Source organism: Azospirillum sp. A26, assembly GCF_042604635.1.
Classification (GTDB): domain Bacteria; phylum Pseudomonadota; class Alphaproteobacteria; order Azospirillales; family Azospirillaceae; genus Azospirillum; species Azospirillum palustre.
The window spans coordinates 40,909-53,924 of sequence record NZ_CP170473.1 but is presented as its reverse complement, the minus strand read 5'-3'; the positions used below and the strand labels follow the sequence as shown (position 1 = coordinate 53,924).

10 protein-coding genes and 3 pseudogenes are annotated in these 13,016 nt (G+C 64.5%); 6 read left to right on the top strand and 7 right to left on the bottom strand.

The features are described from left to right. A complete protein-coding gene (locus ABNQ39_RS14985; protein ID WP_376961189.1) occupies positions 1 to 1,641 on the top strand; it encodes a nuclease domain-containing protein in 1,641 nt (546 codons plus the stop codon). Between the two features lie 250 nt (positions 1,642 to 1,891). Beyond that, entirely contained in the window at positions 1,892 to 3,160 is a 1,269-nt protein-coding gene (locus ABNQ39_RS14980; protein ID WP_376961187.1) for an IS256 family transposase, read from the top strand. Here ABNQ39_RS14980 and ABNQ39_RS14975 read toward each other — a convergent pair. The 4 genes and pseudogenes from ABNQ39_RS14975 to tnpA (ABNQ39_RS37255) all read right to left on the bottom strand — a co-directional run. Then, on the bottom strand, positions 3,143 to 3,292 hold the full coding sequence (locus tag ABNQ39_RS14975) for a hypothetical protein (RefSeq protein WP_376962665.1): 150 nt from the start codon (positions 3,290 to 3,292) through the stop codon (positions 3,143 to 3,145). The two genes, ABNQ39_RS14980 and ABNQ39_RS14975, sit on opposite strands and share 18 nt — an antisense overlap. Positions 3,293 to 3,361: 69 nt before the next feature. Beyond that, positions 3,362 to 3,718 carry an IS66 family insertion sequence element accessory protein TnpB gene (gene tnpB, locus ABNQ39_RS14970; RefSeq protein WP_428846409.1) on the bottom strand — a complete coding sequence of 119 codons (357 nt, stop codon included), beginning with the start codon at positions 3,716 to 3,718 and terminating at the stop codon, positions 3,362 to 3,364. Beyond that, a pseudogene (gene tnpA / locus ABNQ39_RS37260) lies at positions 3,715 to 4,053 on the bottom strand (IS66-like element accessory protein TnpA); the annotation flags it as partial. The gene tnpB and the pseudogene tnpA (ABNQ39_RS37260), both read right to left, overlap by 4 nt. Before the next feature lie 90 nt (positions 4,054 to 4,143). Next, positions 4,144 to 4,290 (bottom strand): annotated as a pseudogene (gene tnpA, locus ABNQ39_RS37255) (IS66 family insertion sequence element accessory protein TnpA); the annotation flags it as partial. 177 nt (positions 4,291 to 4,467) lie between these two features. Here tnpA (ABNQ39_RS37255) and ABNQ39_RS14960 point away from each other — a divergent pair. Then, positions 4,468 to 4,794, top strand: a pseudogene (locus ABNQ39_RS14960) (IS66 family transposase zinc-finger binding domain-containing protein); the annotation flags it as partial. A 253-nt stretch (positions 4,795 to 5,047) separates the two neighbouring features. Here ABNQ39_RS14960 and ABNQ39_RS14955 read toward each other — a convergent pair. From ABNQ39_RS14955 to ABNQ39_RS14945, 3 genes are all read right to left on the bottom strand, one after another. Further along, positions 5,048 to 5,782, bottom strand: a complete 735-nt coding sequence (locus ABNQ39_RS14955) for a hypothetical protein (RefSeq protein WP_376961185.1) — start codon at positions 5,780 to 5,782, stop codon at positions 5,048 to 5,050. A gap of 1 nt (position 5,783) precedes the next feature. Next, the gene (locus tag ABNQ39_RS14950; protein ID WP_376961183.1) at positions 5,784 to 6,623 is read right to left on the bottom strand and encodes a hypothetical protein; all 840 of its coding nucleotides are present in this window, start codon (positions 6,621 to 6,623) and stop codon (positions 5,784 to 5,786) included. 109 nt (positions 6,624 to 6,732) lie between these two features. Then, positions 6,733 to 7,215: a hypothetical protein gene (locus ABNQ39_RS14945; RefSeq protein ID WP_376961181.1), complete on the bottom strand. Its 483-nt coding sequence runs from the start codon at positions 7,213 to 7,215 to the stop codon at positions 6,733 to 6,735. Between the two features lie 1,136 nt (positions 7,216 to 8,351). Here ABNQ39_RS14945 and ABNQ39_RS14940 point away from each other — a divergent pair. From ABNQ39_RS14940 to ABNQ39_RS14930, 3 genes are read left to right on the top strand one after another with little or no spacing between them, the layout of a single operon-like run. Next, complete coding sequence (locus tag ABNQ39_RS14940; RefSeq protein WP_376961179.1) at positions 8,352 to 10,493, top strand: type I secretion system permease/ATPase; 2,142 nt, start codon at positions 8,352 to 8,354, stop codon at positions 10,491 to 10,493. Beyond that, positions 10,483 to 11,892 (top strand): HlyD family type I secretion periplasmic adaptor subunit, encoded by a 1,410-nt coding sequence (locus ABNQ39_RS14935; RefSeq protein WP_376961177.1) that lies wholly within the window; start codon positions 10,483 to 10,485, stop codon positions 11,890 to 11,892. Before ABNQ39_RS14940 ends, ABNQ39_RS14935 begins: the two co-directional genes overlap by 11 nt. Further along, complete coding sequence (locus tag ABNQ39_RS14930) at positions 11,882 to 12,784, top strand: hypothetical protein (protein ID WP_376961175.1); 903 nt, start codon at positions 11,882 to 11,884, stop codon at positions 12,782 to 12,784. The genes ABNQ39_RS14935 and ABNQ39_RS14930 overlap by 11 nt, the downstream gene beginning before the upstream one ends. The last annotated feature ends 232 nt before the right edge of the window (positions 12,785 to 13,016 follow it).

Here is a 13,016-nt window from a genome sequence, read left to right as displayed (position 1 = left end):
GTGGACATCACGCTTTCCCTGTACCGGAAGATCCATGGCTGGCAGGACGCGACCCCGCCGGACGATGAAGCGATCGTTGCCTGCGCGGAGGGAGACCGGCTGCGGCTGCGGGTCAGGGCGGCGGAGGCGCCGACGGTCCATATGGGGGGCGACGACCTCGCACCGGCCCACTTGGGAATGGTGGACGGGCAAGTGGAAGCCACCTACGAGTTCGTCATCGACAGCTGGGCGGGACGCACGAGCCTGCACGTTGCCGTGGGCGAGCGTCGGCGCCGGCTGATCCTCGATGTGCAGCCACACCCTGGGAAGCTTGGCATCGACGCCTTCGCGGCCATGCTGAACGAGCTGTCGGAGCGCTCCGCCGCCCTGCTCTGGGGCATGTCGCCAGGGCAGCAGGGTGGGCGCATCGCCGGTCCGACCGCGGCGGCGATCTTCCCGGCGGTGCTGGATGCTCTCATGCCGGAACTGTTGCGCCACCTGCGCCGCTTCCTGCGCGACCCGCCGATTGCCGTGCGGCGGCGGCGCGATCTGGCACCGCTGTCCATGGCACGGCGCCCCGACACCCAGACCGTGCGCTGGCTCGCCAACCATCCGCGGACCCTGCTGGCCCTGCGCCCAGGCGACCGGGGCACCGGGGAGCGGCTGGCCGTGCTGCCCAGCGTGGAGCAGCCGGTCACGGTGACCAACCACGATCACCCGGTCACCCGCCATCTCCACTTCCAACTCTTGCGGGTGCGCCAGATGGTGGACGCCACGGCGCGCCGGTTCGAGACACTGGCCGGCAGCGGCAACTGGCGCATCGATCCGTTTGTCCGCGGGTATGCCGCTCGGGTTGCCGAGCAATGCCGTCAGCACCGCGTCGCGCTGACCGACGCGTTGTCCGCCCCCGCCTTCCGACAATCTCCGCCCGAACCGGCGCGGGAGGGCGCCTCGCAGGCGCTGGCAGACCTGCCTGCCGCGGCCGCGGTCCAGCGTCTGGCGCACCGGCTGCTCGGCGCCGGACTGCAGCTCGATGCCGAGTCTGCGCTGGAGGCCAGCGTGAAGCGGACCTACGACCTGTACGAGGCGGTGGTCTTCTACAGGTTGGCCGACGCGGTGCAGGCGGCGCTCGGCCCAGGTTGGACGGCGCGCTGGTCCGAACCGGCCGGCGATGCGCACGAAGAGAAACCTCATGCCGCTGTTGAATGGCAGCGGAATGACCAGCCGACCGCGTCCGTGCGGCTGCTGTACCAACAGACGTTCCGGGCGTATTCCGGCAAGCCCAAGATATGGCGCAGCCTGAGCGGGGAGCTCCGTCCCGACTACGTCATCGTGTTCGAGACGGACGGCGACTGCCACGGCTGGGTGATCCTCGACGCCAAATACCGCGCCAGCCGCGCCGCCGTGCATGACGCGCTGCGCGACCTGCACGTCTACCGCGATGCCCTGCGCCATCGCGACCGCAGAGCCCATGCCGCGTTCATCATCGTCCCTGCGCTGGATCAGGACGCCTCCGCCTATGCCACAGCCCACTACGTTGCGGAGCACGCCTTCGGCGCGGTGTTGAGCGGTGCTGATGGAGATGGCTTGGTGTCCTGCCTGCGCGTTCACTGCAGCTGTGCGATGGGTTCGCAGGAAAGCGCCGTCGAACCATCCATATGAGAGCGCCTTTGGAGCTGTCGGGCAGACCGCCCGACTGAGACGTGCTACAGAACGTCTGGCTCAGGCGCCGCCCGAAACAGCCGCCTCCGCAAGGCCCAAGCCAGGCTGCTCGGCTGGCAGCATCTTCCGCGCTGCCGGTCGAGCATTGGGCGGAGCTATTCGGGAAAGTGGGTGATGACGGTTTGAAGAGGGCGGCGTATCGAGGTGGGTGACGAAACCTGCCCGAACCTCCACGAGGGAGCGATACGCCATGGATGAGAATAGCAAGGTTGTCCGGCTGCGTCAGCCGGAGGAGATCGACGACCCGCTGACGGCGATCTTACGCGCCGGCGCCCGCCGGCTGCTGGAACAGGCGATCGAAGCGAAGGTGGAGAGCTTCCTGGCCTCCATGAAGGAGGTCACGTTGCCGGACGGCCGCGAGCGGGTTGTGCGGCACGGCCATGGTCCTGAACGGACGATCCAGACCGGGATCGGGCCGGTGCCGGTGCGCCGCGCCAAGGTGCGCGACCGTGGCGGCGCCGAGGCTGGCGAGCGGGTCCGCTTCACCTCGGCGATCCTGCCCCGTTGGGCTCGGCGGACCAAGAGCCCGGACGCCCTTCTGCCGGTGCTCTATCTGCGCGGCGTCTCCACCGGCGACTTCCAGGAGGCGCTGAGCGCCTTGCTCGGCAAGGACGCCCCGAACCTGTCGCCCTCGGTGATTGGCCGGCTGAAGGAGGAGTGGGCGACCGACTACGCACGCTGGCAACGGCGCGACCTGTCGGCCCGGCGCTACGTGTATGTCTGGGCCGATGGCGTCTACCTCCAGGCCCGCATGGAGCCGGTGGCCGAGTGCATGCTGGTGATCATCGGCGCCACGCCGGAAGGCCGCAAGGAACTGGTCGGCTTCCAGGTCGGCGTGCGCGAGAGCGCGCAAAGCTGGCGCGAACTGCTGGTGGACATCCGGGCGCGCGGCCTCACCATCGCCCCGGAACTCGCGGTCGCCGATGGAGCGCTCGGCTTTTGGAAGGCGCTGGAGGAGCTCTTCCCCACCACCCGGCAGCAACGCTGCTGGGTGCATAAAACTGCCAATGTTCTGAACAAGGTAGCCAAAGCGGTGCAGCCGGCGATGAAGCAGGACCTGCGGGAGATCTGGATGGCCCCGGACCGCGCCGCCGCGGAAACCGCCATGGCGACCTTCGTGAAGAAATACGAGATCAAGTACGCCAAGGCGGTGGAGTGTCTGACCAAAGACCGCGCCGCGCTGCTCGCCTTTTACGACTTCCCGGCCGAACACTGGGACCACATCCGGACCAGCAATCCCATCGAGAGCGTGTTCGCCACCGTCCGGCACCGAACCTTCCGCACCAAGGGAGCGCTCTCGCAGGACACCGCCAAGCTGATGGTGTTCAAGCTGGTTTCCGCCGCCGCGAAAAGCTGGCGACGCCTCCAGGGCGAAAACCAGTTGCCCAAGGTCATCCGCGGCGTCACATTCCGCGACGGAATCGAGGTCACCGACACCACATCACAGCACGCCGCCTGATCGGCCCGTCACCCAGTTTCCCGCATAGCTCGCCAGATCGGCTTTCTGGCGCTCTACGACCTCGGCCAAATCGCGCACCATCTGCTGCAGCAGGGCCGGATCAGCGGGCAGGTTGTCGAGGTCGAAGCGCATGGCCAATTGTACCTCGGATCACGGGTCCAGGCCAGCCAAGCCCGCGGTTTTCCTCGCTTTTTCTCCCATTCATCCCGCTGCGGTCGGCCGCGACACCGGCACGGTGTGACGCCAGTCCAGTCCCTCCAGAAGCAAGGACAGTTCCGCCGGCGTCAGTACCACTGTGCCGCCCGGAGTGCGGGTGGTTGGCCAAACGAAACGGCCACGCTCCAGCCTCTTGGCGAGCAGGCACAGGCCGTTCTGATCGGCGTAGAGAATTTTCACGCGTCCAGCATTTTTCCCTCGGAAGATGTAAAGGTGGCCGCAGAACGGGTCCTTGCCGAGGGCCTGCTGCACCAGCAGGGCCAGTCCATCGAAGCCGCGGCGCATGTCGCAGGGCTCCAGCGCCAAGTAGATGCGCACACCGGCCGGGATCGACAGCATCATGGCCGCTCCAGCACGCTGATCACCCGGCGCAAGGCTTCGGCATCGACATCCCGACCGACCCGCAGCCGCCGTCCACCGGCCAACTCGATCTCTATCATGCCGGCACCGCAGGGAGTTGGCGGCGTGAAGGGAAGAGCCGGCGTGGTGTCCGCCACCTCCACCGGTGAGAAGACGGGCGGCGGCTCGGCCGGAGTGAGCATCTGGCGACGCCAGCGGAACAGCAGGCTGGGATCGACCCCGCGCCGGCGGGCGACCAGCGACACGCTCACGCCCGGCTCGCAGGTTTCCGCCACCAGCTGCTCTTTCTCCGACTGCGACCAGTACCGCCGGCGGGGTGCCACATCGACGATCTCCATCACCAAGGGAGCGCTCGCCGTCATAGGGACAGCACCAGGACTATCCCTATGACGGCGAGCGCTCACCTCCTCCGCAGCGGCAAAGCGGCGTGACCACCGGCCCAGAGCCCACCGCCCAATTCCATGGGCTTCAGCATAGGCTTTCAGCGTCAGCCCGCTGCCCTTCCAGGCCTCGACATGACCGTGCCAATAGCTCTCCAGATCCTGATCCGACATCCTCTTACCCCGCTGAGCTGCGACCAGCGGAATATTTCATGAACCACGTTCACGTCGGATGTGTCGTCACGCAACGCTTACCATGGTGAACGGCTACCCCGCCGCACGCCTCGCCGATCTACTTCCCTGGAACTGGAAGCCCGCCGTCAACGCCTGATCCGGTACGATCACGCTCCGCTTACGGAGCACCTGCCGCGCACCGAAATTGTGCCCGCCCCACATGATGCGTGTCCATCCTGCGGAGGCGCCCTGCGCCAAGTGGGCGAGGATGTCCGTGAGGTTCTGGATTACATCCCGGCGCGCTTCGCCGTGATCCGCCACATCCGCCCGGCGCTGTCGTGCCGGTGTTGCGAGGGCATGGTTCAGGCGCCGATGCCGTCGTTACCCATCAAGCGCGGCCTGCCCTCGGCCGGGCTGCGGGCGCATATGCTGATCGCAAAACACTGCGATCACCTGCCGCTTTATCGGCAATCGGCCATCTACGCCCGCGAAGGCGTGGAGTTAGCAGCCCATTCACGCCGCAGGTACATCTGCTGCCCTCGTATCAAGTTCGCATGCCTCGCCCGGCTCCCCGAGTCCTCGATGTCAGCACACCGATGAGCACGTCGCTACGGTTGCCCGAGATTGCCCACAAAGAGCGGCAGACAGGACGTCAGGCGTCAACCTAAGCCAAGCTTGGATTGGTGCTGAACGGCGAGGAGGATCGTCGCTGACGATGATCACGATAACCGCGGCATCAAACGACTTCCCCTTCAACCTATTTTTGTAGCGTGCGATTTTCACGACACAAGTCGTCAAGAATTTGTCCCCTCTTCTCCGGGCTAGCGAAAAGATCAGCCAATAGATCAACACCTCGCTGCTGGACACGGGGGTTCGGCACGTTGACAGCATAAAGAAACATCCCAACGCCGCTGATGCGTACCTGTTCTCGTTTATTCTTATCGGCTGGAGAAGCCGCGTCACTCACTTCCAGGCGCTGCCACACCTCGAGCATTTGTCTGGGCATCTCCACTCTCTGCTGCAGTTCGGCAAGGGGCATATCGGTAAATTTCACTGCTCCGATTTCCTTGATCCGCTGCAATGCAACTTGGTACTCGGACGGCAAGGGCAGCAGTCCTTCGGCACGCGCCTGATCGAGCGCCGCCGACACCTGCACCAGGCCGCCTGACATCATCGCAAGGATGCCGGCAACCGCGAGAAGGCTGGCCCAAGCGAGCACCTCTCTCCAGCTCTCCCGCCGCAGCAAGGCGCTGAATAAGGCTTCGGATTCGGCGTTACTCTCTACCATAAGGTCCCGCCGGTCAGCAGCCGACAGCACAAAGGCCTCCTCATCGCTACAAAGATAGATACGGCGTTCGGCTGGCGGCAGGCTGCGGATGTGGCGGATCAGACGATCCCGCTCCCGCATATCGGCCCACTCGACCTCCGCCAGATGGCTCGTCATCGCCTTGGTGAAGAGGTGATGCGGGATCATGCCGCCAGCCTCGCTCATGTCAGACCGTCCCCCGCTCCTCGATCAGCGTGCCGCTGATCACGGTCATGACCTTGGTCACCCAGTCGGCGTAGGACCTGACGGCACGGGCGGACATGGCCCGCGTCAAGCCGTAATCCTCCTCGAGATCGGCCCGGGTGAGCTTCAGGGCCTTGGCCAAGCGCATCGGCCGCTTGCCATCGACGATCCGCCACATATCGCTCAGGCACCGCGGGAAGGGCACCAACCGGATCCCGTCGGCTTCCATGGCTCGGAGATCAAACCAGTCGTCGAAGCCGCCTCCCATTGCCCCGTTGAGCACCAAGAAGCGCTCCGCCCCTGGGAATGACGTGCACTTGTGGTAAAGCACATCCAGCGCCCCGGCCATCGCCTCCCGCTCCGCGGTCGCGACACCGACAAGGAGCAGGCGGTGCCCCCGATTCATCACGTCCTCGGCGAAGAGTGACGCCTCCGCCCACTCGGCGAAGGGGCCAATCTCATTCGCACCGACATCGATAATGATGTCGCCCTCCACGGTACGATCCGTGATTTCGTCGTAAATTGAAAAGGCCCGGGACGGGTTTTCGGCGGCCACCTGCAGCGATGTCGGCTGCACGAGGTGGACCGCGTCGCCGTAGATCAGCGACAGCCGCGGACTTGACTCAATCTCGATGTACCCCGCCCCGGCGCCACGGGAGATCAGCGTTTCGCCGATGGCGGAAGCGATGGTCGTCTTGCCGACGCCGCCGCGCTGGTTGGCGACAATGACCACCAGCGGCCGGTGCTCAATGAAGGGGACTGCGGGGGTTTCGGTCGAGGTGGTCAGGTCCGTCGGGGTGCTGTCCATGCGCTTGGTCATCATGACCTCCTTCCAAGAGGGGGCGGCATCAGCGCACCTCCCTGCTTGGGACCTGGAGTCGGATTTCCGACGGCGCAATGAGAACGAACCGGGGGCGAAAACAAATTTTTGCCTATTTGGTGATTTTTCTCACCGGCGGCGCCACCTTCGGCCGCCGTTGATGCAGTTCCATGAGGCGATGCTCAAGGTCGCTGGTGTCGGCAATCCGGTCCGGCACCGAAGGAGCGAGCGGTCGAAGTTGAGCGATGGGGATGCCGTCCTTCTGCCATTCCGCCATGTTGCCCTGCTCGCAGTGCGGCATCATCGGAGCGGCGGACGGGTGCGTCCGACCCGGTCGTCCGACATGGCGGCGGATGCCGTGGTCCAGACGCTCGACGTCACCAACGATCCGGCAAAGCGCCGCACCATCGATGGGCGCTCCGGACTTCCATCGGACCCCGAGGCTATCCAGCGTCGCGGCGATCACTGCCCAGGAGTCGCCGTCCTGGCGCGCCTTGCGGATGTCCTTCAGATGAGCACGTACCTGATCGCGCACCGTGGCCTTAGCTACGGCCTGCACGGCCCGGCGGGCATCCCGGAAGCTCGGTGTCGTCATCGTGGAACCCTCTCCTCCAAATCCTATGGGGGACATGGGAGAGACGGACGTCGCGCGCTTGCGACGGAGCGAAAAATTTGGGAGGGAGGCGCGGCCCAGCGCCGGAGCGCCGGGCCGCGCCATCGGATCGAGCAGCAATCGAGCACCCAGAGGAACGGATGCGGACATATGGACACGAGATGGCAAGGACATCGGCAACGGGTCTGAGGAAATTCAAGTCATTGACCATGAATTGACCAGTCAATGATTATTCATTCACGCACACCCGTGCATTGAAATGCCGAATTGTACCGATGCTGCACGCTCCAGCTCTTGCAGGCTTAGAGTGCCTATCAAAACCCGGTTCTGATGCGCTGAAGGCTTTGATTTTCCTCAACCTCAGACTGGTTCTGATCCGCACTCTTAGCTTCCAGGCCGATTTGGATCCCGTATCGTACCGCCAGCGCCACGTTGGTTAGCGCCACCTGCTGACGCTCGGAGTTCACATTGCGTGCGTGCCCGCGCCGCGCCGCTCCAGCGTCACGATCCAGGGCCGGTAAGAGTTCCTGCGGCCGACCGTGCGGCAGATTGAGCTGATCGCGGCAAGGTAGCGCGCCATGATCGCCGGCCTGCGGGGACCTGAGAATTCCCGTATAAAGTGTGCTGCGCTTCGCCGAAGACTCCATCCCCACCATGGTGCGCCGGTTGGCCGTCGGGTTGGATGTCCACGATATCGGTTCTGCAGCCGACTTAGCCTCCCTGCATCGCTAGCCCGCGCGTAACGCGACAATCGACAGAACACCCCCCTTGCCTGCATCGATCCCATCCCGACGATTCATCCCTCAGTACCCCACCGAGTTTTTGATAACATTAAATCGAATTAATCTGAAATCCGTGCGTTGCGGGAAGTTGAGACTCTTGATAATACAAAAAGGAAATAGAGCATCATGAGATCACAACCACCAACAACCGTGGATGACAAATCCAGCACATTTTAAAACTCGCACTTTGAAACAAAATTCCTCGCTTAGAAATTTTATGTCTTCCCCGGCAACAGCGGACTTTGCCGCGGCCGATGGTCCCGCACATTTGGTTTTCACTTGGATAGACCAGCCTCCCCCATGCCCTCCAATCCGCTCCGCCCCGCGCCCGCACCCGTGGCGGCTTCGACCGAGCCGGTCGACACCGGACTGATCAGTCTGGTGATGATGCTGCGCTTCCATGCGGTGGCCGCAACGCCGGAGCAGATTCGACACCAGACCGGTACGGTCCACGGCATTGGCGTGCAGGACATCCTGCGCACGGCGAAGGCGTGCTCGCTGAAGGCCAAGCGGATCGACACCAGCTTCGCCCGGCTGGCCGGGATCGCACTGCCCGCCATCGCCATGACCCGCCAGGGAACCTTCCTCGTCCTCGCCCAACTGGCGGAAGGCGGGCGTGTGCTGGTCCAGGACCCCGCGGTTGGCCGTCCCACCCTGATGGACCGCGACGCCTTCGAGGCGGTCTGGAACGGCGGGCTGCTGCTGTTCGCGCGCCGGGCTTCGCTGTCGGATCTCGGGCGTCGCTTCGACATCGGCTGGTTCCTGACGGCGGTCGGCAAATACCGGCGCGTGCTGTCGGAGGTGCTGGTCGCCTCCTTCTTCCTCCAGATCTTCGGGCTGGTTTCCCCTCTCTTCTTCCAGGTGGTCACCGACAAGGTGCTGGTGCACCGCGGCCTGTCGACGCTGGACGTGCTGGTGATCGGCCTGACGGCGATCGGCCTGTTCGAAACCGTGCTCGGCGGCCTGCGCAGCTACATCTTCTCCCACACCACCAACCGCATCGACGTCGAACTGGGCGCCCGGCTCTACCGCCATCTGCTGGCCCTGCCGATCGGCTATTTCCAGACCCGCAGCGCCGGCTCCAGCGTCGCCCGCGTGCGCGAACTGGAGAGCATCCGCCAGTTCCTCACCGGGTCGGCACTGACGCTGGTGCTGGACCTGCTCTTCACCGTTGTCTTTCTGGCGATGATGTTCACTTATTCCGCCGCGCTGACCTGGGTGGTGGTCGGCAGCCTGCCGGTCTATTTCGCCCTGAGCGCCGGGGTGACGCCGCTGTTCAAGCGCCGGCTCGACGAGAAGTTCGCACGCGGCGCCGAGAACCAGGCATTCCTGGTCGAAAGCGTCACGGCGGTCGAGACGCTGAAGGCGATGGCGGTCGAACCGCAGATGCAGCGCCGCTGGGAGGATCTGCTGTCGGCCTATGTCGGCGCCAGCTTCCGCGTGCAGTCACTCGGCACCTGGGCCAGCCAGTCGGTTCAGTTCGTGTCCAAGCTGGTCGGCGCCGCGACCCTCTGGTGGGGCGCCCGGCTGGTCATCGACGGCGGGCTGACCGTCGGCGAACTGGTCGCCTTCAACATGCTGGCCGGTCGGGTGGCGCAGCCGGTGCTGCGGCTCGCCCAGCTCTGGCAGGATTTCCAGCAGGCCCGCGTCTCGGTCGACCGGCTCGGCGACATCCTCAACACGCCAGCCGAACCGGGATATGGCGGCGGTCGGGCATCGCCGCCGCCGATCCGCGGCGACATCGCTTTCGAGCACGTCACCTTCCGCTACCGGCTCGACGGGCCGGAGATCCTCAAGGATCTGTCGCTGCGCGTCGGCGTCGGGCAGACGGTGGGAATCGTCGGCTCCTCCGGCTCGGGCAAGAGCACGCTGACCCGGCTGCTGCAACGGCTCTACGTGCCGGAAAGCGGCCGGGTGCTGGTGGACGGCGTCGACCTCGCCATGGTGGACGCCGCTTGGCTGCGCCGGCAGGTCGGCGTGGTGCTGCAGGAGAGCGTCCTGTTCAACCGCAGCATCCGCGAGAACATCGCCCTGTCCGACCCGGCGATGCCGCTGGAACGGGTGGCCGAGGCGGCGAAGCTGGCGGGCGCCCATGACTTCATCCTCGGCTTGCCGCAGAGCTACGAGACGGTGGTCGGCGAGCGCGGCGCGGCTCTGTCCGGCGGCCAGCGCCAGCGCATCGCCATCGCCCGCGCACTGGTCGGCAACCCGCGCATCCTGATCCTCGACGAGGCGACCAGTGCCCTGGACTATGAAAGCGAACAGATCGTGCAACAGAACATGCGCCGGATCTGCCAGGGGCGGACGGTGCTGATCATCGCCCACCGGCTGTCGACGGTGCGGCATGCCGACCGGATCGTCACCGTAGAGCAAGGGCGGATTGTCGAGGACGGCACCCATGACGAGCTGCTGACCCGCGACGGCCGCTACGCCCGGCTCCACCGCGTCCAGGCGGGAGGATTCGCCCATGGCGGGTAGGATCCTACCCTTCCCGACGCGGGCTGGCGGGAGACTGCCCGACGAGCGCGCCTTCCTGCCGGCGGCGCTGGAACTGATGGAGACGCCGGCCTCGCCGCTCGGCCGCGCAGTGGCGATGACGATCTGCGCCTTCTTCGCTCTGGCGGTGGCGTGGGCCTGCTGGGGTGAGGTCGACGTCGTCGCGATCGCCACCGGGAAGGTGATCCCCAGCGGCCGCACCAAGACCATCCAGCCCTTCGAGAGCGGCATCGTCCGCGCCATCCGGGTGGAGGAAGGCCAGCCGGTCCGCGCCGGCGACGTGCTGATCGAACTGGACCCGACGACCAGCGCGGCGGAGCGCGATCGGCTGGCCGGCGAATTGCTGGCCGCCCGGCTGGACGTCGCCCGGCTGGAGGCCGCGTCGGCCGGCCGCGAGGACCGCTTCCAGCCGCCCGCCGGAGCGGACGCCTCGGTCGTCGGGCTGCACCGGCTCCAGCTTCTCCACGCGCTGGCGGAGCACCGGGCGCGGCTGGGCGGGCTGGAGCGGCAGGAAAGCCAGAAGACGGGCGAGTTGAACACCGCGCTCGCGACCATCGACCGGCTGGGCGCCGTCGTGCCGATCCTGCGGGAACGGGTGGAGGCGCGCAAGACCCTGTCCGACCACGAGGTTGGCTCTCGCATGGCTTGGTTGGAACTGCGGCAGGATCTGGTGGACAAGGAGAAGGATCTGGCCGTGCAGAGGAGCCGGCTGTCGGAGGCGAAGGCGGCGCTGGAGGCCGCCGGCGAAGCCCGCCGGCAGGCCGAGGCCGAGTTCCAGCGCACGGTGCTGCACGACCTGACAGAGGTCCGGCAGAAGGCCGCGACCCTGGCGCAGGAGCTGGTGAAGGCCGAACAGCGGGCGGCGCTGCAAAGCCTGACGAGCCCGGTTGACGGCACGGTGCAGCAGCTTCAGGTGACGACGTTGGGCGGGGTGGTGACGCCGGCCCAGCCACTGATGTCGATCGTGCCGGCCGACAGCCGGATCGAGGTCGAGGCGACGCTGCAGAACAAGGACATCGGCTTCATCGCGCCGGGCCAGCCGGTGGAGATCAAGGTGGACACCTTCACTTTCACCAAATACGGGCTGTTGCACGGGACGGTGCAGAGCCTGTCGCAGGACGCGGTGCCGCGCGACCGGAGCGGACAGGGGAGCGCGGCGGCGGCCCCGTCGGCCAACGGCATGCCGGCCGGGCCGCAGGATCTGGTCTACACCGCCCGCATCGCGCTCAGCGAGACTCAACTGGCGGTCAACGGTCATATGGTGAATCTCGTGCCTGGCATGGCTGTCACGGCCGAGATCAAGACCGACACCCGGAAGATCATCGACTATGTGCTGTCGCCGATGCTGCGCTATCGGCAGGAGGTGTTGCGTGAACGGTAAGCGGCATACGGCGCCGGTAGCGCCGGTCGTGGCCGGTGGCGGAGCCTTGACGGATACCCGGCGGACCCTGTCCGTCATGGCGTCGAGAATGGTCGCCATCGTTCTTCTTGCGAGCGTCGGCGCCATCCCTTGCAGTGCCGATGCGCTGCCGCCGGGAATGTTCGATCCGGCCTCCCCGCTGGCGGGGAGGGTCTGGGAGTTCGAGAATGGTGGACTGCGGTTCCGCATTCCCGAAGGCTATCTGGGGCCTAGCAGCAAAGCCGGGAAGATCGAAGGCAATTTTCGACTTGAGGCGCTCTGGCCCGGGTTGGAGCCACGTCACGCCGGCAATGACGCCGAGTTCAAGGCTCCCGGCGGCGGCAGGAAAATCGCCATCGAAATCGACTTCTTCAAGGACGCGAGCCGCCGCGCGCGATTCCTCAACCGCCTGCGCGGCGATGCCGAATATCGCGCTGGCTGGAGAAAGACCCCAGAAAGTTTTGAAGAAATGACACCCGCAAGTGACATATATGGACTGACGAGAAAGGTGATAGATATTGAGATGCTAAAAAAGTTTATTATGGCTAATAACCCATCCAGGATCACAAACGGAGAGATAGATAAGTTTGAGATATCAAATTGGCACGATTATTATTATAAAGAAAATGAAAATGGCGACGTAGTTGTTCTAATAAAATGCTCAACTGATTTTTCCCTTGACCCTGACGAATCATTGCTGAATGGAAGGAACATTGTTCCCGTTCCATATTGCGATCATTATTTCAAAGATGACGGTTACAACCTCAACGCTCGCCTTATATACAGAAGAAAATTTCTAAAAGACTGGAGAGAAATACAAGATTTTACAGAAGCCATAATCTCGGCAACTGCCACCAAGAACAGCGACAATTAATCATTAATCAAAGGGCAATCAGAAATGGCTGGAATCACGAAATTCGATCTGGAAATCTTAACCAGATATGCCAACGACGGCAATAGGTCTGCTTACTGGAACTATCTGGCCAATATTCCTGGCAACGACGGATATGGACTTCTAGCCCTTTCCGTTGTCAGAAATGACAATATAGCAGGAAGAGTCGCGAACTATTTTTCCCAGAATTACGCCGAATCAATTGGCGTGACTG

Bases quoted from the DNA above. Each gene is read 5' to 3' on its own strand.
- ABNQ39_RS14980 (WP_376961187.1), top strand. From the start codon at position 1,892: ATGGATGAGAATAGCAAGGTTGTCCGGCTGCGTCAGCCGGAGGAGATC.
- ABNQ39_RS14975 (WP_376962665.1), bottom strand. From the start codon at position 3,292: ATGCGCTTCGACCTCGACAACCTGCCCGCTGATCCGGCCCTGCTGCAG.
- tnpB (WP_428846409.1), bottom strand. From the start codon at position 3,718: ATGATGCTGTCGATCCCGGCCGGTGTGCGCATCTACTTGGCGCTGGAG.
- ABNQ39_RS14955 (WP_376961185.1), bottom strand. From the start codon at position 5,782: ATGAGCGAGGCTGGCGGCATGATCCCGCATCACCTCTTCACCAAGGCG.
- ABNQ39_RS14950 (WP_376961183.1), bottom strand. From the start codon at position 6,623: ATGATGACCAAGCGCATGGACAGCACCCCGACGGACCTGACCACCTCG.
- ABNQ39_RS14945 (WP_376961181.1), bottom strand. From the start codon at position 7,215: ATGACGACACCGAGCTTCCGGGATGCCCGCCGGGCCGTGCAGGCCGTA.
- ABNQ39_RS14935 (WP_376961177.1), top strand. From the start codon at position 10,483: ATGGCGGGTAGGATCCTACCCTTCCCGACGCGGGCTGGCGGGAGACTG.